Genomic DNA, 17,105 nt, shown 5'->3' with positions numbered 1-17,105 from the left:
CGCGATGGCGGGTGCATCTTAGATATATGCCGTTCGCTGTTCTCTTTCAGCGCTTTCGCAGCCACGCGGGTCAACTCGCCGCACGCGGTTAGCCCGGGCTCGACGGCTTGCTCGCTCGAGTTCGGGACCTTCCGACCGATCCGCCGGAACGTGACCGACACGTTCTCGGCCTCGAGATTGCGAGAGCATGGACATGGAAAACGGTCTCAGACAGCGCGACCTCGCGGTCGCGTCTTCCCCTCATCGTTCCGGCGACTTGGATGCTGCAGTTGGCCCGCGAGCCGGTCGCTCCGCTGATGCACGCGGTGGGCGTAATGAGGCGGAGGAGCGCAGCGCTGGGTGGAGAGGCGCGCTGGCACGGTTCGTCGACGTCGACCTGCTGCTGATGATCCTCTTCTTCGGCCTGCCCCTGCTGGCCCTCTGCGTGCTCTCGTCCGAGTGACGCATCGATCGCGTCGTGCGCCCAGGCAAGCGACGCGGTAAGAGCCCGCAGCGCCGACGATGGTCAAGGATAATGGCGCCAGCGAAGCGGCGAAGTCGCTCTATCCGGTCGCCCAGCTGGAGAGCTGGGCCGACCGGATAGAGCCGACTACGTGGTGGGCGTGGCAAGGATTGAACTTGCGACCCCTGCGATGTCAACACAGTGCTCTACCACTGAGCTACACGCCCGAGGGTGGCGCCTCTAACCGGCCTCGGCGGCGGGCGCAAGCGCCTTTTCGCGCGCGCCTCAGATCAGCTCGTTGGCGGCGTCGACGTCGAACAGCCGCTCGACCTCGAGGACGAGGTCGCGAAGGTGGAACGGCTTGGAGAGCACACGCGCCTGCGGCATCGTGTTGCCCGCCTTCAGCGTCACCGCGGCAAAGCCGGTGATGAACATCACGCGCATGCCGGGCGCGAGCTCCTGCGCCTTCTGGGCGAGCTCGATCCCGTCCATCTCGGGCATGACGATGTCGGTGAGCAGCAGGTCGAACCGCTCCTCGGTGATCAGCGGCAGCGCCGCGGTGCCGCGGTCGACCGCGGTGACGGCATAGCCGGATCGCTCCAGCGCGCGCGTGAGATACTCGCGCATCACCGAATCATCCTCGGCCAGAAGAATCCTGATCATCACGTGTCCATGCTCCCGAGCCGACCCTTATGCCCGATCCGCATTGATTTTTCCACCAGCGGACATGGTGAACGAACGGCCTTGCCGTCCCATTAAGCCATAACGAGCGACGATGCGTTGCGGTGCCGCGGCGGGTTCCATAGGGTCGCGCGCAGATGACGCGCAGCTTCCGACTGATCGGCGACACGCCGCCCGCCTCGCCGGTGGTGGTGTCGGTGCCGCACGCCGGGCGCGACTATCCGGTCGCGCTGCGCGACTCGCTGCGCGCGCCGCTGTCCTGCCTCGCCACGCTGGAGGACCGGTTGGTCGACGCGCTCGCGCTCGCCGCGCGCCGCGACGAGACGCTGCTGGTACAGGACACGCCGCGCGCCTGGATCGATCTCAACCGCGCCGAGCACGAGCGCGACCCGCTGCTCGATGACGGCGCGCGCGGCGGCGCGCCGCTCTCGGCCAAGGTGCGCGCGGGCATCGGGCTGGTGCCGCGGCGGACCGCGGCGGCGGGCGAGCTGTGGCGCTGCAAGCTCAGCGCGGGCGAGGTGGAGGCGCGGATCGCGGCGGCGCACCGGCCCTATCACGCCGCGCTCGAGGACGTGCTGACGCAGGCACGCGTGCGCTTCGGCTGCGCGGTGCTGCTCGATGTCCACTCGATGCCGCCGATCGCCGGCGGGCGGACGCGGCTGGTGATCGGCGACCGCTTCGGCCGCGCCGCCGGCGCGCGCTTCGTGGCGCGGGTGGAAGGTGCGGTCCGCGCGGCGCGGCTGGGCTACACGCTCAACACGCCCTATGCGGGCGGCCATATCCTCGAGCGTCACGCGCGGCCGCACCAGGGCGTGCACGCGATCCAGCTCGAGCTCGACCGTTCGCTCTATCTCGACCGCCGTCTCGAGTCGCTCGGCGGGGGGGCGCCAGCGATGGTGGCGCTGCTCCGCACCGTGATCGACTCGCTCGCGGACGAGGCGCTCGCCGCGACCGGCAGCACGCCCCTCGCGGCCGAATAAAAAAAACCACCGCGTGCGAGCACGCGGTGGCCAAGGTTCAGGGAGGAGACACGCCAAAGGCGTGTCATACGGGCTCGCGAAAGGGGGGACACGAGCGCCGTACGCCATTAACTTAGGAACACGGTTTTTGGTTGCAACCCCTTCGACGCGAAATGTCGTCTCGTTGCGATGAGCCGAGCCGATGCGGCCGCGGGCTCACGCGCCCGGCAGCATGCGCGCCAGCACGCGGTCGCGCAGCACGAGGTGGTGCCGAAGCGCCGCGGCGACGTGGAGCAGCACCAGCGCTAGCATCACCCAGCCGAGCAGCCCGTGCGCCTTGGCGGCACCCTCCGCCGCGGGAGAGGTGGCGGGCAGGTAGGGCAGGTCGAATGCGCCGAACCAGCTGAGCGGCCGACGCCCCTGCGGCCCCGATACCATCACCCAGCCGCTCAGCGGCAGGGCGACGAGCAGCAGGTAGAGCGTCCAGTGCGTCGCGTGCGCCGCGCCCCGCTCCCAGCTCGGGGTGTCGGCGGGCAGCGGGGGCGGGCGGTGTGCCAGCCGCCAGGCGACGCGCAGCGCAGTGAGCGCGAGCACGGTGAGACCGATCGCCTTGTGCGCCGGCATCAGCGCGCGCAGCGCGGGGATCGGATCGTGTCCAAGCCCCACCACGATGTTGAAGATCACCAGGGCGGCGATGGTCCAGTGGAAGGCGACGGCGACGCGCGAGTAGCGCTCGCCCCGATATGCCCGCGTCGCCATCGCCGTCTCTCCCGCTGGTGGTTACATCGTCAGCTGCGGCTGCGGCATCTTGCCCAGTCGCACCTGCCGCGCGAAGATATCGCGCATCAGCGACAGCGAGAACAGGTGCGCGTAGAGCAGCGGCAGCAGGCCCGACTGCGAGATCTTGCGCAGCTGGTCGCCGCGGAGGTCGACCAGCTTCTGCTCGTCGACCATCTGGAAGCCGCGATACACGAACGGCTGTTCGACGCCGTCCTGCTGGATCGACACCTCGCCCTCCATCAGCAGGCCGAGCTCGCGCACCTCGTTCATGAACTGCGCCGTGCGCGCCGCGGCCTGCTCGAAGTTCTCGTTGAACTGCAGAATATTGCGCGTCAGCTCCGTGGGCTGGCCATTCTCGAACAGCGCGTCGCCCTGGTCGAACGCCCCGATCGTCGGCGAGGTCGGGTCGAAGCACAGCGACAGCTCCTGCGCGTCCGGGGTTAGGCGCGCGAGCATGTAGGGGTAGCGGCGGACATAGGCGGGGACGTAGATCGTCTCCTCGAGCAGCTTGCCGCTGTCGTCGAGGAAGACGTTGACGCCCTCGTTGAGCCCCATCAGCGCCAGCGGGATGGCGTCGTCACCCGAGGAAAAGACGATCGGCATGTGCCGCTGCACCAGCGGAAATTCCTCTACCGTCAGCGGGATGGCGTGCTGGTTGGCGAGGAAGGGCGCGACCGTCGAGGGCTGCACCTTATAGTTGGCGTGCGTCTCGCTCGAGAGCGGCTCGAGGCCGTTGTAGAAGAGCGGCAGTTGCGGCGCGCTGGCCATGCGAATCTCCAAAGGACGGTGAGGGTTGGCAGTCAGGTCGCGGCGCGTCGCCCCCGGTCGCCGCGCGGATGGTCGCCGGGGTTATTCACTGCCGCGGCCGGGCGCAAGCGCGACGAGCTTGCCCGGATTGAACAGCTGGCCCGGATCGAACGCGCGCTTGATCGCGCGCAGCGCGTGGAGCCGCGCCGGCGGGCCGAGCCGCTCGAGCTCGGCACGCTTCATCTGCCCGATGCCGTGCTCGGCCGAGATCGAGCCGCCCGCCGCGGCGACCAGGTCGTGGACGAAGCGCGAGACGACGGGCACCTGCTCGGCATACCAACGCACCGGATCGGTGCCGGGCGCGGCACGAACATGGAAATGGACGTTGCCGTCCCCGAGATGGCCGAAGCCCGAGGCGCGTGTGCCGGGGAAGCGCGCGTCGCACGCCGCGGCGGCCTCGACCATGAAGCGCGGCATCGCCTCGACCGGCACCGAAATATCGTGCTGGGCAGCGGGGCCGGTGGCGCGCTCGGCGTCGGAGATCGACTCGCGCAGCCGCCAGAACGCCTCGGCCTGCGCCTCGCTCTGCGCCAGCGTCGCGTCGGCGATCTCGCCCGCCTCGAGCGCGGCCGCGAGCTGCGCCTCGACCAGCGCGGCGGGGTCATCGCGCGGGTCGTCGGCGGTGACCTCGAGCAGCACGTGCCAGGCTTGGCGCCCGCCGAGCGGCGCGCGCGCGTCCGGCAGATAGGCCAGCACCGCGGCGAGCGACTCGTCGGGCAGCAGTTCGAAGCTCTCCAGCGCGGGCGTGGCGCGCTGGAAGCGGCGCAGCAGCGCCATCGCGGCGTCGGGGGAGGCGACGCCGGCCCAGGCGACCGCGCGCGCCGCGACCGCGGGCACCAGCCGCAGCGTCGCGGCGGTGACGGCGCCCAGCGTTCCCTCGGCGCCGATCAGCAGCTGGTCGAGGTCATAGCCGCGATTATCCTTCTTCAGCGCGGCGAGCCCCTCGTGCAGCGTGCCGTCGGGCAGCACCGCCTCGATGCCGGCGACCAGCCCGCGCATCGTGCCGAAGCGCAGCACCTGCGTCCCGCCCGCGTTGGTCGATACCAGCCCGCCGACGGTGGCGTTGCCCTTGGCACCGAGCGAGAGCGGGAAGCGGCGACTCTGCGCCAGCGCGGCGGCGTGGAGGTCGGCGAGCACCACGCCCGACTCCGCCACCACCAGCCCTGCGGCGGGGTCGAGATGGCGGATCCGGTTCATCCGGCGCAGCGACAGGATCGCGGCGCTGCCGTCCGCCGGTGGGGTTGCTCCGCCCACCATCGAGCTATTGCCGCCCTGCGGCACCAGCGGCACCGCGAGACTGCGCGCGGCGGTGACGATCGCCTGCACCTCGGCGGTATCGCGCGGCTGGAGCAGCAGCGCCGCACGGCCCTGCCAGCGCCGCCGCCAGTCGATCAGCCAGGGCGCGATCGCGTCCGGATCGGTGACGATCGCGCCCGGCGCGAGCTGCTGGGCAAGCATTTCGGCGAGGCGGTGTTGCACGTCGGTCACGCTCCGCCTCTTGCCCGACAACGCGCCCGCGTTCAATTCAGCCGGCATTCAACCGACTCTCCGCAACGGGCCGTGCCGCATGCTCCAGCGCTTCGTGCCCGTTCTGACGCTGCTGCTGGCCGCCCCGCTGGCGGTATCGGCGCGCGCGCCCGATCCGGGCTGGGGCGGGGTCCAGTACGCGCAGCTGACGATCCACGAGCGGCTGATCATCCGCATCCCGCGCGTCGCCCCCGCGCCGCGCGGCGCCCGCGTCGTCACCCCCGCGCCGGTCGAATGGCAGGAGAAGCGCGGCCCCGAGTGCCTCCGCGTCACCGCGCTGACCGGCGCGGCGATCGACACCAAGGGTGACGTCGACCTCGTCATCGAGGGCGCGCGCCGCATCCGCGCCAAGCTCGATGACGACTGCCCGACGCTCGACTTCTACGCCGGCTTCTACCTGCGCCCGACGAGCGACGGCCAGATCTGCGCCGGCCGCGACGCGATCCGCTCGCGCTCGGGCGCTTTGTGTCCGATCAGCAAGTTCCGCACCCTGGTGCCGAAGAAGCGGAAGTAGAGGCTGACCTACGGGGGGCGCTCATCTTTCTTCAGCGTCATCCTGAACTCGTTTCAGGATCCACCGCCCCGCAGGCGCCGAGGCACTTGAGTGCGCGGCAGCGTGGATCCTGCAACGAGTTGAGGATGACGGCAGGGGAGAAAACGGGCAAGCGCCAGCGACGGGTCCCCTCCCGCACCGCCGTCGCCCCGCATTCTCCTTGACTTCTCACCGCGGATAGGGAAGCGCTCGGCGCCAGGCTATCCCTGCGGTTCCGCCCGCGCCCCACAGCCCGGACATCTGCATGAGCTTCGCCGATCTCGGCCTCTCCGACGAACTTCTCCGCGCCGTCGGCGACACCGGCTATACCGAGCCGACACCGATCCAGGCGAGCGCGATCCCGCCCGTGCTGATGATGCGCGACATCATCGGCATCGCGCAGACCGGCACCGGCAAGACCGCCAGCTTCGTGCTGCCGATGATCGACATCCTCGCGCACGGCCGCAGCCGCGCGCGCATGCCGCGCAGCCTGATCCTCGAGCCGACGCGCGAGCTCGCCGCGCAGGTCGCGGAGAATTTCACGACCTACGGCAAGTATCACAAGCTCTCGATGGCGCTGCTGATCGGCGGCGTGCAGATGGGCGATCAGGTCAAGGCGCTGGAGAAGGGCGTCGACGTGCTGATCGCCACGCCCGGACGGCTGATGGACCTGTTCGGCCGCGGGAAGATCCTGCTCACCGGCTGCTCGATGCTGGTGATCGACGAGGCCGATCGCATGCTCGATATGGGGTTCATCCCCGATATCGAGGAGATCTGCACCAAGCTGCCGGCGACGCGCCAGACGCTGCTGTTCTCGGCGACGATGCCGCCGCCGATCAAGAAGCTCGCCGATCGCTTCCTCAGCAATCCCAAGACGATCGAGGTGGCGCGCCCGGCCAGCACCAACGTCAACATCACCCAGTGGGTGGTGCCCGTGAAAGGGACCTCGTTCGAGAAGCGTCGCGTGCTGCGCCAGCTGCTCGCGCAGGACGACGTGCGCAACGCGATCATCTTCTGCAACCGAAAGACCACTGTACGCGAGCTCAACAAGAGCCTGCAGCAGCATGGCTTCGCCAGCGGCGAGATCCACGGCGACATGGACCAGCCGGCGCGCCTCGCCGAGCTCGACAAGTTCAAGAAGGGCGAGGTGACGATCCTCGTCGCCAGCGATGTCGCGGCGCGCGGGCTCGACATCAAGGGCGTCAGCCACGTCTTCAACTTCGACGCACCGTGGCATCCGGACGATTACGTCCACCGCATCGGCCGTACCGGGCGCGCCGGCGCGACCGGCGTCGCCTACACGCTGGCGGCGCCCGACGACATCGAGAACATCGAGAATATCGAGAAGCTCACCGGCCAGAAGATCGCGCGACTCGAGGCGCTGCCAGGCGCCGATGCGAGTGCGGGACCGGAAGCGGCCGAAGAGGAGCGTCCTCGCCGCGGACGCGAGCGCAGCCAGCGCCGCGGGCGGAGCGAGGCGGCGCCCGAGCCGATCGCGACCGAGTCCGCCCCGGAGGAGTCGAGCACGCGTCCGCGCCGCGCCGCGCGGCCGGCGCGCGACGAGCGCCCGGCCCGCACCGAGCGACCCGCGGCCGAGCCGCGTACTGCCGCGCCGCGGCAGGAGCGCTACGCCGACCGCCGCCGCGAGCGCGACGAGGCGCCCGACGACGGCGGCTGGAACGGCCCCGTGCCCGACTTCCTGCGGGTGACGCTGACGGTCTGAGCGCGCGCGCATCCTCCCGCCCGCGATGCGTTATAGCCGCAGGTGAGGCGACGGAGCGCGAGACGGATGGGCAAGGATCACGGCGACAAGCATGGTGACGGGCACGCTAGCCTGGAGGATCTGCAGCTAGCACTCGTGCACACCCAACAGGCGGCAGCGCGCAGCGGCGAGCGCGTCGTACTGGTGCTGGAGGGGCGCGACGGCGCGGGCAAGGACGGCGCGATCAAGCGCATCGTCGAGCATAGCTCGGTCCGTGCCACGCGCGTAGTGGCGCTGCCCAAACCGTCTGACCGCGAGCGCACGCAATGGTATTTTCAGCGCTACGTCGCGCATCTGCCCGCCGCGGGCGAGTTCGTGATCTTCAACCGCTCGTGGTACAATCGCGCCGGGGTCGAAGTGGTGATGGGCTTCTCCACCGCTGCCGAGCAGGCGGAGTTCCTGCGCGACGCGCCCGATTTCGAGCGCATGCTGGTGGAGAGCGGGATCAAGCTGGTCAAGCTGTGGCTCGACATCAGCAAGGACGAGCAGCGCGAGCGGCTCGAGGCGCGGCGCGAGGACCCCCTCAAGGCGCTCAAGGTCTCCGACATGGACGCGGTAGCCCAGTCGAAGTGGGACGATTACACCGCGGCACGGGACGTGATGCTGACGCGCACCCACACGCCGCTGGCGCCGTGGCACTGCGTCCGCGCCGACGACAAGAAAGCGGCGCGCCGCGCGATCCTCGCGCACCTGCTCCACCGCGCCGCGCCGCCCGAGATCGCGCGCGAGGTGCCGCTCCCGGACCCCGACGTGCTGTTCACCTTCGAGGCGGCGGCGCTCAAGGACGGCCGGCTGGCGGCCTGAGGCGGACGCCAGGGAGCGACCTTGCGGCAATCCTTCCTTAAAGGCTTCCGCTGCGATCCTCGTCCCGTCATCCCGGACTTGGTCCGGGATCCACCGTGCCGCAGACCCTTGAAGCGTTGCTTTCGCGGACCAGTGGATCCCGGAACAAGTCCGGGATGACGGGAAGTGAAGAGCGCTCCGAGGACAACGGCGGGCGAAGGAGCATCGTCTAGCGGAGGATCAACGGAGTCCGCGGCCGCCCTTACCAACTCATATTAGGGCAGCACGCTTGCCCCTGTCCCCGCGCGGGTGCATCAGGCGCGCATCCTCCAGCTCAAGGAGCAACGATGCGTTCCCTTGCCGTCGCCACCGTCGTGGCGCTGATGTCTTCCTCTGCGGTCGCGCAGACGCTCAGCCCGACCAACCCCTTCGCCCAGCCGAGCACCCTGCCCTATCAGGCGCCTCCCTTCGACAAGATCAAGGACTCGGACTATCTCCCCGCGCTCGAGGCGGGGATGGCCGAGCAGCGCCGCGAGATCGCCGCGATCGTCAACGTGCGCTCGATGCCGACCTTCGAGAATACGATCGCCGCGTTGGAGAAATCGGGCCGGCTGCTCGAGCGCGCGGCGCTCGCCTTCTCGGGCGTCAACGGCGCCAACACCAACGACACGCTCCAGAAGACGCAGGAGGTGCTCGCCCCCAAGTTCGCCGCGCACCAGGACGCGATCAACCTCGATCCGCGCCTCTTCTGGCGGGTGAAGACGCTGTACGACCAGCGCGACACGCTGAAGCTCGACGCCGAGCAGCGCCAGGTGCTGACGCTGACCTATGAGAACATGGTCCATGCCGGCGCGCAGCTGAACGACGCCGACAAGAAGGCGCTGAGCGCGCTCAATGCGCAGCTCTCCACGCTGGAGACCGCGTTCCAGCAGAAGCTGCTCGCCGCCGCCAAGGCGGGCGCTCTGGTGGTTGACGATAAGGCCAAGCTCGCCGGCCTCTCCGACGCCGAGATCGCCGCCGCGGCGGATGCCGCCAAGGAGCGCGGCCTCGCGGGCAAATATGTGCTGACCCTGCAGAACACGACGCAGCAGCCGGCGCTGGCGACGCTCACCGATCGCGCCACGCGCGAGGCGCTGTTCAACGCGAGCTGGACCCGCGCGACCAAGGGCGATGCCAACGACACGCGTGCGACGATCAGCCGGATCGCGGCGCTGCGCGCGCAGAAGGCCAAGCTGCTCGGCTTCGCCACCTGGGGCGACTACGTGCTGTCGGATCAGATGGCGAAGACGCCCAAGACTGCGCTCGCCTTCATGCGCCAGCTCGGCGCGCCGGTCGCGGCCGAGCAGAAGCGCGAGGCGGGCGAGCTCCAGGCGCAGATCAAGGCCGAGGGCGGCAGCTTCGCGCTCAAGCCGTGGGATTGGGATCTCTATTCCGAGAAGCTGCGCAAGGCCAAGTACGACCTCAACCAGGACGAGCTGAAGCCCTATTTCGAGATCAACAAGGTGCTGACCGATGGCGTGTTCTACGCCGCCAACCAGCTCTACGGCGTCACCTTCAAGCGCCGCACTGACATCCCGGTCTACCAGCCCGACGTGATGGTCTATGAGGTGTTCGAGGGCGACGGCCGCACGATCGGGTTGATGTACTTCGATTATTGGAAGCGCGACAACAAGAACGGCGGCGCCTGGATGTCGAACTTCGTCAACCAGGCGAAGCTGCTCGGCACCAAGCCGGTGATCTACAATGTCGGCAATTTCACCAAGCCGGCGGCGGGTCAGCCCGCGCTGATCACCTTCGACGACGTGACGACGATGTTCCACGAGTTCGGCCACGCGCTGCACGGACTGTTCGCGAACCAGACCTATCCGTCGGTCTCGGGCACCAACACCGCGCGCGACTTCGTCGAGTTCCCGTCGCAGTTCAACGAACATTGGGCGCTCGATCCCAAGGTGCTGCCGCACTATGCGGTCAACTATCGCACCGGCGCGGTGATCCCGGCCGAGCTCGTCGGCAAGATCAAGCGCGCCGCGACGTTCAACACCGGCTATTCCTTCGGGGAGGCGCTGGCGGCGGCGGAGATGGACATGAGCTGGCACTCGCTCCCCGCTAGCGCCGGCCAGCAGGACGCCGACGCGTTCGAGGCCAAGGCGCTGGCCGAGACCGGGCTCGACACCGCCGACGTGCCGCCGCGCTACCGCTCGAGCTACTTTCTCCACATCTGGGGCAACGGCTATTCGGCCGGCTATTACGCCTATCAGTGGACCAAGATGCTCGACGCCAATGCCTACGACTGGTTCGAGCGCAATGGCGGCATGACCCGCGCCAACGGCCAGCGCTTCCGCGACATGATCCTGTCCAAGGGGCACACCGAGGACTACGCGCCGATGTTCCGCGCCTTCTACGGCAAGGACCCGGAAGTGGCGCCGCTGCTCCACAACCTCGGGCTCAACGCGGACGGGTCGCGCGTCGCACCATGACGAGGTGCGGGGCCCTGCCGGTGACGCGGGGGTGCTCGGCCGGCAGCCACAGGCATTCGTAAGCTAGCCCCTCCCCTTCAGGGGAGGGGGCGTCATGACGGCCGTGCTGACGTCCCGCGACAGGCTGGCGTGAGGACCGCGCCCAGCGATCCCGGTCTCGACAGGCTCCGTCCGACCGCCCCGTCGACAGCCGACCCGAGCGGCGCCGCTCCCGCCTATCGCGCCCGGCGCAGCACCCAGGCGATCGTCGCGCCGGCGGCGGGGGCGAGCGAGTCGATCACGATCTGCTTGGTCGGCACCAACCGGCCGTGCGGGTCGCTCCACACGCTGTCCTCCACCGTCAGCCGGTCGGCGCGCGCGCGCAGCTGCCAGAAGGCGCCCGACGGGGTGCGCAGCATCGCCGCCTGCGCGTCCGCGGTGGCGACCGCATCGACCCCCGGGCCGAGATGGAAGCGCAGTGCCAGCGGTGTCATCGCCCCTTCGACGCGGCGGCCCCAGCGCGCCGGCTGCGGCGCGGGCAGCACCGCATCCTCGCCGCGCAGCTCGCCGCCGTCGGCGGTGAGCAGCAGCGTGCGCTGGTGGACGAAACCGAAGCGACGGGCATAACCGTCGTGGCGTGCCTCGATCCGGCTGCCCACGTCCGACTCCTGCCGCGCCAGCTCCACCGCGGTGACGCCGCGGCCGAGCGTGCCGTCGGCGTTGAGCGCGGTCGAGTTGGTGTCGGCGATCACCAGCGTGGAGTGTGCCGCGGTGGTGCGCAGCGCCTGCGCCATCGCGTCGTTGCCGCGCGCGCGGGCGTGGCCCGCGCCGCCGCAGCTGACGATCAGCCGCTCGGCGCCGTCGGAGAATTCCAGTGCGAGCGTCGCGGCGCAGCCGCCGTCGGGTACCAGGGCGGCGGGCGGCGGGGCGGCGTCGACCAGCAGCACCGCGCCGCCCGCGCTCAACCGCTGATAGCCCCAGTCGCGCGACTGGCGCAAAGGTCGCCCGAACGCACCGCTCGCCTGCAAGGCGTCGTTGATCCGCGTGGCGTCGAGCGGCAGCCCGCCCTGCCAGCTCGCCAGACCGCCGTCGCCCATTGCGCTGCCGAGCAGCGCCGGCGTCGCGCGCGTCAGCGCGGCCGCGAGCGCCTCGGGGAGCGGCTCGCGGCGCGAGTCGTAGAGTGCGCGCAGCAGCCCGATCGCCTCCATGACGGAGAGCAGCTGCGCCGGCGAGCGGCTGATCACGCCACCGTCGTCGCTCAGCGCGCCCGCGAGCGCGCGCGTGAAGCCCACCTCGCCGACGCTGCGCCGCGTCTCGCCGCCAGGCAGCAGCAGCCCCGCCGCGACCACGCCGCCCCAGGCCAGCACGCGCGGCGCTCCCGCCGGCGCCTTGTCGGCGGTGCGGTCGAGGTGACGCGCGCCCCGCGCCATCGCGGTCAACACGCGCGAGCGCGCCACGAGGTTGCTCGATGAGAGCAGCAGCGGCGCGTGGAACAGCAGCATCAGCAGCCGCCGCGCGGCGACGTCGGGGCGCCATGCCGGCTCGGTCGGTCGCTCGCCGTGCGCCATCAGCCAGCGCTGCGCCAGCGTCTCGGCGACGGTAGCGGCGCGCTCGCGCTCACCCGTCGCGGCGAGGTCGCGCAGCCACGCGAAGCCGTGAAGATAATCAGTGAAGCCCGGCCGCATCGGGGCGAGCGGGTCGAGCTCGGCGATGGCGCGCTGCTCGCCCGCGGCGAACAGCCAGCCCTCGAGCAGCGCCTCGCCCGCCAGCTCGTCGCCGGGGAAGGGATCGACCGGCACCGCGAGCAGCTTGGGCGGGTGTTGCCCGTCAAGCCGACGGTCGTGCAGCGGGGTGCGCCAGGTCAGTCGCTCGAACCAGCGCACCACCTGCTGCGCCAGCGGCGCGCCGGTCGCGGGGGCGGCGCGCACCAGCCGCTTGCCCGGCTCGATCTCGTCGTGATGTGTCAGTCCCTCGCGCGCCCCGGGGCCGCGACCGTGTCCGTCCGTGCCCATCGTGTCAGCCGCCCCGCAGCGCGCGGATGTTGGCGGCGTAGCACTCGGGCCCGCCACGGAAGGTGGCGGTACCGGCGACCAGCGCGTCGGCGCCGGCGTCGATCGCGCGGCGCGCGGTGTCCCGGTCGATCCCGCCGTCGACTTCGAGGTCGATCGCACGGCCGGTCGAGTCGATCATCTTGCGGATCGCGGTGATCTTGCGCAGCTGGCTGTCGATGAAATGCTGTCCGCCGAAGCCGGGGTTGACGCTCATCACCAGCACCAGGTCGACCATGTCGATCAGATAATCGAGCATCTTGGCGGGCGTGGCGGGGTTGAGCACGACGCCGGCGCGCTTGCCCAGCGACTTGACGTGCTGGATCGTGCGGTGGACGTGCGGCCCGGCCTCGGGATGAACCGTGATCGTGTCGGCGCCGGCCTCCGCGAAGGCGTCGAGATAGGCGTCGACGGGGGAGATCATCAGATGGACGTCGAACGGCTTGGCGGTGTGCGGGCGCAGCGCCTTCACCACCGCGGGGCCCATCGAGATGTTCGGGACGAAATGGCCGTCCATCACGTCGATGTGGATCCAGTCGGCGCCGGCGGCGTCGATCGCGCGCACCTCCTCGCCCAGCCGCGCAAAGTCGGCGGAGAGGATCGACGGGGCGATGCGCACGGGTCTGGTCATGCGCGCCGAGGTAGCGCGATGCGGCGTCGGGTTAAAGCCGCGTGAGCCGCGCGACGAAGAAGCCGTCGCACCCGCCTACCGCCTCGACCGTTCCCGGCAGGGTCCGGATCCAGCCTTCGCTGGTCGGGACAACGCCTTGCGGCAGCTCGGCTCCCGTCGGTGCTGCCAGCGCGAAGTCGTCGCGGGCGGCGAGGAAGCGGGTCAGCTGCGCCTCTCCCTCCGCCGGCTCGAGCGAGCAGGTGGCGTAGACGAGAGTCCCGCCCGGCGCGACCCAGTCGGCGGCGCGGTCGAGGATGCGCGTCTGCAGCTCGGCCATCTCCGCGATCGTGGCCTCGCCGGCACGGTAAAGCACGTCGGGGTGGCGGCGGAAGATGCCGGTGGCGCTGCACGGCGCGTCGACCAGCACCGCCTGCGCGGGCGCGTCGGGCGACCAGTCGAGCACGTCGGCGAGCGCGATGTCATAGCCGAGCCCGGTACGATCGCGGTTGTCGCGAAGTCGCGCCGCGCGACTCTCCGACACGTCGACCGCGGTGACGGCATAGCCCGCCGCGGCGAGCTGGAGCGTCTTGCCGCCCGGCGCGGCGCACAGGTCGAGCGCGCGCGCTCCCGGTGCCGCTCCGGTGGCGAGCAGCCGCGCGGGGATCGAGGCGGCGAGGTCCTGGACCCACCAGGCGCCCTCGGCATAGCCGGGCAGCTCGCTCACCGCGCCGGCGCCGGCGGGCAGACGAACATGGCCGGGGGCGAGGCTGGTGCCGCCGAGCCGCTCGACCCAGTCGTCGGTCGTGCCGGAGTCGCGCAGCGTGAGGTCGAGCGGCGGCGGCGCGGCGATCGCGCGCGCCGCGGCGGCGACCATGTCCTCGCCCCAGTGCGCGCGCCAGCGCTCGGAGACCGGGGGGAGCAAGGTCGGCACCTCAGGCAACGTGGCGCCGCCGCGCATCAGTGTGCCGAATACGCCGTGGACCAGTCGCTTGGGACCGCCGTCGACCAGCGGTAGCACCGTGGCGATGGCGGCGTGCGGCGGCGTGCCGAGCGCGAGTGCCTGGACCAGCGCGACGCGCAATACGAAGCGGGCCTTGGCGTCGTCGGGCAGGCGCTGGCGCGTCGCCGAGTCGATCAGCGAGTCGAGGTCGGGCAGGCGGCGCAGCGTCTCGGCGGCGATGGCATGCGCGAGCCCGCGATCGGGGCCGCCGGGAAGCGCGCGCGTGGCGAGCGCGAGCGCGGACTCGAGCGGCTCGCCGCGGCGAAGCACCGCGTCGAGAAGGCGTAGCGCGGCGCGGCGCGCGGCGGTGCCGAGCGGGTCGGGGCCGCGGGCGGGGCGGGCGGGCTTGGCCGGTCGGGCGGAGGGGCGCGCCATCTCAGCGCGGCGCGCGCGGGTTGAAGCATGTCATTCCCGCGCATATGTGCCTGTCGACGCGAGCGATCAATCGGAAGGACGTCCGCATGGGCCAGCGCCCCGACCACGTGAAACCGCCGGCGCACCTCAGCCCCAACCCGCCGGTGCCCGCCCCGGAGCCGCTCGACCGGCCCGCCCAGGACCCGCTCGGTCGCGACCCGGTGCGCTACGGCGACTGGGAGCGTGACGGGATCGCGATCGACTTCTGAGGCACGCCGCCTCGCCCGTGGTGTTCAGCCTCTCCTCAGCGCGAAGGGGGCAGACACGGTGTCGCCTCAACTGTCGACCCGCAAGGTCACCAGCACGGTTCGCGGCGCGCCGGGCAGGTTGAGCAGCGGCGAGGTGCCGTGCCCGGCGACGATGTAGTGCGTGTCGCCGAGATTGTAGCCGTTGAGTTGGACGCGCGCCGCGCCGACGCGGCACCAGGCCATCGCGTCAGCGGTGATGTAGCGCGGCAGCACCGTCGTGTTGGCCGGGTCGGCCCAGCGGTCGCCGACATAGTTCAGCCCCCCGCCGATGCCGAACCGGTCGGCCACGTCCTCGGTGACGAAGAGATGGGCGGCGTGGCGTGGGGTAATGGTCGCGCGCTTGCCCGCGAAGGCGGGGTTGGCTGAGGCGGTGACCCGCGCGTCGAGGTAGGAGTAGCCGGCGATCGCGTGGAGCCCCGCGGCGAGGTCGAGCTGTCCGGAGAGCTCGATCCCGCGCGTGCGTTGCGTGCCGATCGGGATCAGTTTGGTCGGCTCCGCCGGGTCGGCGCCCTTGATTCCGGTGCGACGCAGTATGAAACCTGCCGCCTCGAGCGCGAGCCGCCCGCCGAAGAGCGTGTACTTGGCGCCGACCTCACGGTTCACGGTTCGCGCGGGCGCGAGCTCGGCGTTGTTGGCGGCGAGCGCGAAGGTCTCGGCAGAGGGCTGGTAGCTGCGGCTCCACGCGACGTAATAGGATTGCGCCGCGTCGGGCTGGAGCACCAGCCCCGCGCGCGGGCTCCACGTCCGGTCGAGACGCGCGAGATCGGGTTGGCCGGGCAGCAGCTGACGCGTGCGCTGCGCGAACCAATCGTGCCGCGCGCCGACCAGCGCCTTCACCCCGTGGCCGAGATCGGCGAGATCCTGAAGGTACAGCGCCTGGGTCTCGAGCGTGGTGCTGGTGCGCGCGCTCAGCGCGGTGAAGCTGGCGTTGTCCACCATTGGCAGCACCGGGTCGAACAATGCGGTGCGAGCGACCACGCGGTGCGCGTAGGTGCTCGCGTCCTTGAGCTGGCGCGCCGCTTCATAGCCGTAGAGCAACTGGTGCTGCGTGCCGGCGAGCGCGAGCGTCTGGGTCAGCTCGGCCTGGTTGGACCAGCCCTCCTCGCGCCGATCGATCCGATTGTGGCGCAGCGTCACGGAGAGCGTCTTGGGATCGACCGCGTCGGGCAGCGTACCGTGGCGCTCGAGCGCATAGTCATAGTGGCGAAAGCCGTCGCGGAAACGCAGCCCGTCGGCGATCCAATGTTCGAGCACCGCGGTCTGCGACAGCACCCGGCTCTGCGTGGTGTCGGCGTCGCGGGCGTTGGCGGCGCCGTAATAGGTGCGGGGCGGCACGTCGACGGGCCGGCCGTTCAGCGCGGGGATGCCCATGTCCATCAGCCGGCGGTCGCGGACATAGTCGGCAACGGCGTAGAGGCTGGTCGAGCCGCCCTGCACCAGTAGCGAGGGCGCCAGTGCGACGCGGCGCAGGAACTGCTGGTCGCGGTAGCTGTCGCTGTCCTCATACGCACCGGTGAGGCGCAGGCCGACCCCGCTCGCCGCGGTGTAGCGGCCCAGGTCCCACTCGGCGCGCCGGCGGCCGAAGCTGCCGCCGGTGAGCGTGGCGGAGGTGACGTCCACGTCGGGGTGCTTGAGCACGCGGTTGATCAGTCCGCCCGACGAGCCGCGCCCGTACAATACCGCGGCGGGGCCCTTGATCACCTCGACTCGCTCGATGTTGGAGAGGTCGCGGAAGTAGAGGGCGTCGTCGCGGAAGCCGTTGACATATTGGTCGGCGATCGCGCTGAAGCCGCGGATCGTGACCTGGTCGCGCTGGCCGTCGCCAGTGGAGAAGCCGACGCCGGGCACATTCTTGAGCGCGTCCTGCAATGACAACGCACGCTGGTCGCGCAGCACGGCGGCGGGGACGACGGCGATCGACTGTGGCAGGTCACGCAGCGGCGCGACGGTCTTGGCCGCGGCGGTGTCGACCGCGCCGTAGCCGTCGCGCCTGCCGGTGACGACCACGTCGTCGTCGCCCGGTTCGCCGGCAAGCGCAGTGCCGCTCATGATGAGC

At 70.8% G+C, this 17,105-nt stretch carries 15 protein-coding genes and 1 tRNA gene; 7 read left to right on the top strand and 9 right to left on the bottom strand.

Annotated elements, in window-relative coordinates; all coding sequences use genetic code 11:
- Positions 1 to 187: 187 nt before the first annotated feature.
- The gene (locus FHY02_RS11675; protein WP_183922201.1) at positions 188 to 442 is read left to right on the top strand and encodes a hypothetical protein; all 255 of its coding nucleotides are present in this window, start codon (positions 188 to 190) and stop codon (positions 440 to 442) included.
- Positions 443 to 594: 152 nt separating this feature from the next.
- On the opposite strand, the gene FHY02_RS11670 is transcribed toward FHY02_RS11675, so the two are convergent.
- Both FHY02_RS11670 and cpdR read right to left on the bottom strand, forming a co-directional pair.
- A tRNA-Val gene (locus tag FHY02_RS11670) sits at positions 595 to 669 on the bottom strand.
- Positions 670 to 727: 58 nt separating this feature from the next.
- Positions 728 to 1,105: a cell cycle two-component system response regulator CpdR gene (gene cpdR, locus FHY02_RS11665; RefSeq protein WP_183922199.1), complete on the bottom strand. Its 378-nt coding sequence runs from the start codon at positions 1,103 to 1,105 to the stop codon at positions 728 to 730.
- Positions 1,106 to 1,260: 155 nt separating this feature from the next.
- Here cpdR and FHY02_RS11660 point away from each other — a divergent pair, with 155 nt between their 5' ends.
- A complete protein-coding gene (locus tag FHY02_RS11660) occupies positions 1,261 to 2,103 on the top strand; it encodes an N-formylglutamate amidohydrolase (protein ID WP_183922197.1) in 843 nt (280 codons plus the stop codon).
- A 195-nt stretch (positions 2,104 to 2,298) separates the two neighbouring features.
- On the opposite strand, the gene FHY02_RS11655 is transcribed toward FHY02_RS11660, so the two are convergent.
- The 3 genes from FHY02_RS11655 to FHY02_RS11645 all read right to left on the bottom strand — a co-directional run bounded on the left by FHY02_RS11655 (position 2,299) and on the right by FHY02_RS11645 (position 5,127).
- Positions 2,299 to 2,841, bottom strand: coding sequence for a cytochrome b (locus FHY02_RS11655; protein WP_183922195.1), 543 nt, complete (start codon positions 2,839 to 2,841; stop codon positions 2,299 to 2,301).
- A gap of 21 nt (positions 2,842 to 2,862) precedes the next feature.
- The gene (locus FHY02_RS11650) at positions 2,863 to 3,630 is read right to left on the bottom strand and encodes a SapC family protein (protein ID WP_183922193.1); all 768 of its coding nucleotides are present in this window, start codon (positions 3,628 to 3,630) and stop codon (positions 2,863 to 2,865) included.
- Between the two features lie 81 nt (positions 3,631 to 3,711).
- Positions 3,712 to 5,127, bottom strand: a complete 1,416-nt coding sequence (locus FHY02_RS11645; protein ID WP_260172879.1) for an FAD-binding oxidoreductase — start codon at positions 5,125 to 5,127, stop codon at positions 3,712 to 3,714.
- 109 nt (positions 5,128 to 5,236) lie between these two features.
- Here FHY02_RS11645 and FHY02_RS11640 point away from each other — a divergent pair, with 109 nt between their 5' ends.
- The 4 genes from FHY02_RS11640 to FHY02_RS11625 all read left to right on the top strand — a co-directional run bounded on the left by FHY02_RS11640 (position 5,237) and on the right by FHY02_RS11625 (position 10,750).
- Complete coding sequence (locus FHY02_RS11640) at positions 5,237 to 5,710, top strand: hypothetical protein (RefSeq protein ID WP_183922189.1); 474 nt, start codon at positions 5,237 to 5,239, stop codon at positions 5,708 to 5,710.
- A 283-nt stretch (positions 5,711 to 5,993) separates the two neighbouring features.
- A complete protein-coding gene (locus FHY02_RS11635) occupies positions 5,994 to 7,451 on the top strand; it encodes a DEAD/DEAH box helicase (protein ID WP_183922187.1) in 1,458 nt (485 codons plus the stop codon).
- A 66-nt stretch (positions 7,452 to 7,517) separates the two neighbouring features.
- Complete coding sequence (gene ppk2 / locus FHY02_RS11630; protein ID WP_183922185.1) at positions 7,518 to 8,294, top strand: polyphosphate kinase 2; 777 nt, start codon at positions 7,518 to 7,520, stop codon at positions 8,292 to 8,294.
- Between the two features lie 326 nt (positions 8,295 to 8,620).
- A complete protein-coding gene (locus tag FHY02_RS11625; RefSeq protein ID WP_183922183.1) occupies positions 8,621 to 10,750 on the top strand; it encodes a M3 family metallopeptidase in 2,130 nt (709 codons plus the stop codon).
- A gap of 215 nt (positions 10,751 to 10,965) precedes the next feature.
- On the opposite strand, the gene FHY02_RS11620 is transcribed toward FHY02_RS11625, so the two are convergent.
- The 3 genes from FHY02_RS11620 to FHY02_RS11610 are packed head-to-tail and all read right to left on the bottom strand — an operon-like array spanning position 10,966 to position 14,762.
- Entirely contained in the window at positions 10,966 to 12,741 is a 1,776-nt protein-coding gene (locus FHY02_RS11620; protein ID WP_183922181.1) for a heparinase II/III family protein, read from the bottom strand.
- 4 nt (positions 12,742 to 12,745) lie between these two features.
- A complete protein-coding gene (gene rpe, locus FHY02_RS11615) occupies positions 12,746 to 13,408 on the bottom strand; it encodes a ribulose-phosphate 3-epimerase (RefSeq protein WP_183922179.1) in 663 nt (220 codons plus the stop codon).
- 31 nt (positions 13,409 to 13,439) lie between these two features.
- Positions 13,440 to 14,762, bottom strand: a complete 1,323-nt coding sequence (locus FHY02_RS11610) for an RsmB/NOP family class I SAM-dependent RNA methyltransferase (RefSeq protein WP_183922177.1) — start codon at positions 14,760 to 14,762, stop codon at positions 13,440 to 13,442.
- Between the two features lie 86 nt (positions 14,763 to 14,848).
- Between FHY02_RS11610 and FHY02_RS11605 the strand changes: the two genes are divergently transcribed.
- A complete protein-coding gene (locus tag FHY02_RS11605; protein WP_183922175.1) occupies positions 14,849 to 15,010 on the top strand; it encodes a DUF1674 domain-containing protein in 162 nt (53 codons plus the stop codon).
- Between the two features lie 66 nt (positions 15,011 to 15,076).
- On the opposite strand, the gene FHY02_RS11600 is transcribed toward FHY02_RS11605, so the two are convergent.
- Positions 15,077 to 17,098 (bottom strand): TonB-dependent siderophore receptor, encoded by a 2,022-nt coding sequence (locus tag FHY02_RS11600; protein WP_221198611.1) that lies wholly within the window; start codon positions 17,096 to 17,098, stop codon positions 15,077 to 15,079.
- Positions 17,099 to 17,105: the final 7 nt, after the last annotated feature.

Source organism: Sphingomonas sp. BK069 (genome assembly GCF_014193405.1).
Lineage (GTDB): Bacteria > Pseudomonadota > Alphaproteobacteria > Sphingomonadales > Sphingomonadaceae > Sphingomonas.
The sequence above is the reverse complement of the archived record's forward strand: the minus strand, read 5'-3'. Positions and strand labels throughout refer to the sequence as shown.

Coding starts and splice junctions, on each gene's coding strand:
- FHY02_RS11675 (WP_183922201.1), top strand. CDS start 188: ATGGACATGGAAAACGGTCTCAGACAGCGCGACCTCGCGGTCGCGTCT.
- cpdR (WP_183922199.1), bottom strand. CDS start 1,105: ATGATCAGGATTCTTCTGGCCGAGGATGATTCGGTGATGCGCGAGTAT.
- FHY02_RS11660 (WP_183922197.1), top strand. CDS start 1,261: ATGACGCGCAGCTTCCGACTGATCGGCGACACGCCGCCCGCCTCGCCG.
- FHY02_RS11655 (WP_183922195.1), bottom strand. CDS start 2,841: ATGGCGACGCGGGCATATCGGGGCGAGCGCTACTCGCGCGTCGCCGTC.
- FHY02_RS11650 (WP_183922193.1), bottom strand. CDS start 3,630: ATGGCCAGCGCGCCGCAACTGCCGCTCTTCTACAACGGCCTCGAGCCG.
- FHY02_RS11645 (WP_260172879.1), bottom strand. CDS start 5,127: ATGCTTGCCCAGCAGCTCGCGCCGGGCGCGATCGTCACCGATCCGGAC.
- FHY02_RS11640 (WP_183922189.1), top strand. CDS start 5,237: ATGCTCCAGCGCTTCGTGCCCGTTCTGACGCTGCTGCTGGCCGCCCCG.
- FHY02_RS11635 (WP_183922187.1), top strand. CDS start 5,994: ATGAGCTTCGCCGATCTCGGCCTCTCCGACGAACTTCTCCGCGCCGTC.
- ppk2 (WP_183922185.1), top strand. CDS start 7,518: ATGGGCAAGGATCACGGCGACAAGCATGGTGACGGGCACGCTAGCCTG.
- FHY02_RS11625 (WP_183922183.1), top strand. CDS start 8,621: ATGCGTTCCCTTGCCGTCGCCACCGTCGTGGCGCTGATGTCTTCCTCT.
- FHY02_RS11620 (WP_183922181.1), bottom strand. CDS start 12,741: ATGGGCACGGACGGACACGGTCGCGGCCCCGGGGCGCGCGAGGGACTG.
- rpe (WP_183922179.1), bottom strand. CDS start 13,408: ATGACCAGACCCGTGCGCATCGCCCCGTCGATCCTCTCCGCCGACTTT.
- FHY02_RS11610 (WP_183922177.1), bottom strand. CDS start 14,762: ATGGCGCGCCCCTCCGCCCGACCGGCCAAGCCCGCCCGCCCCGCCCGC.
- FHY02_RS11605 (WP_183922175.1), top strand. CDS start 14,849: ATGGGCCAGCGCCCCGACCACGTGAAACCGCCGGCGCACCTCAGCCCC.
- FHY02_RS11600 (WP_221198611.1), bottom strand. CDS start 17,098: ATGAGCGGCACTGCGCTTGCCGGCGAACCGGGCGACGACGACGTGGTC.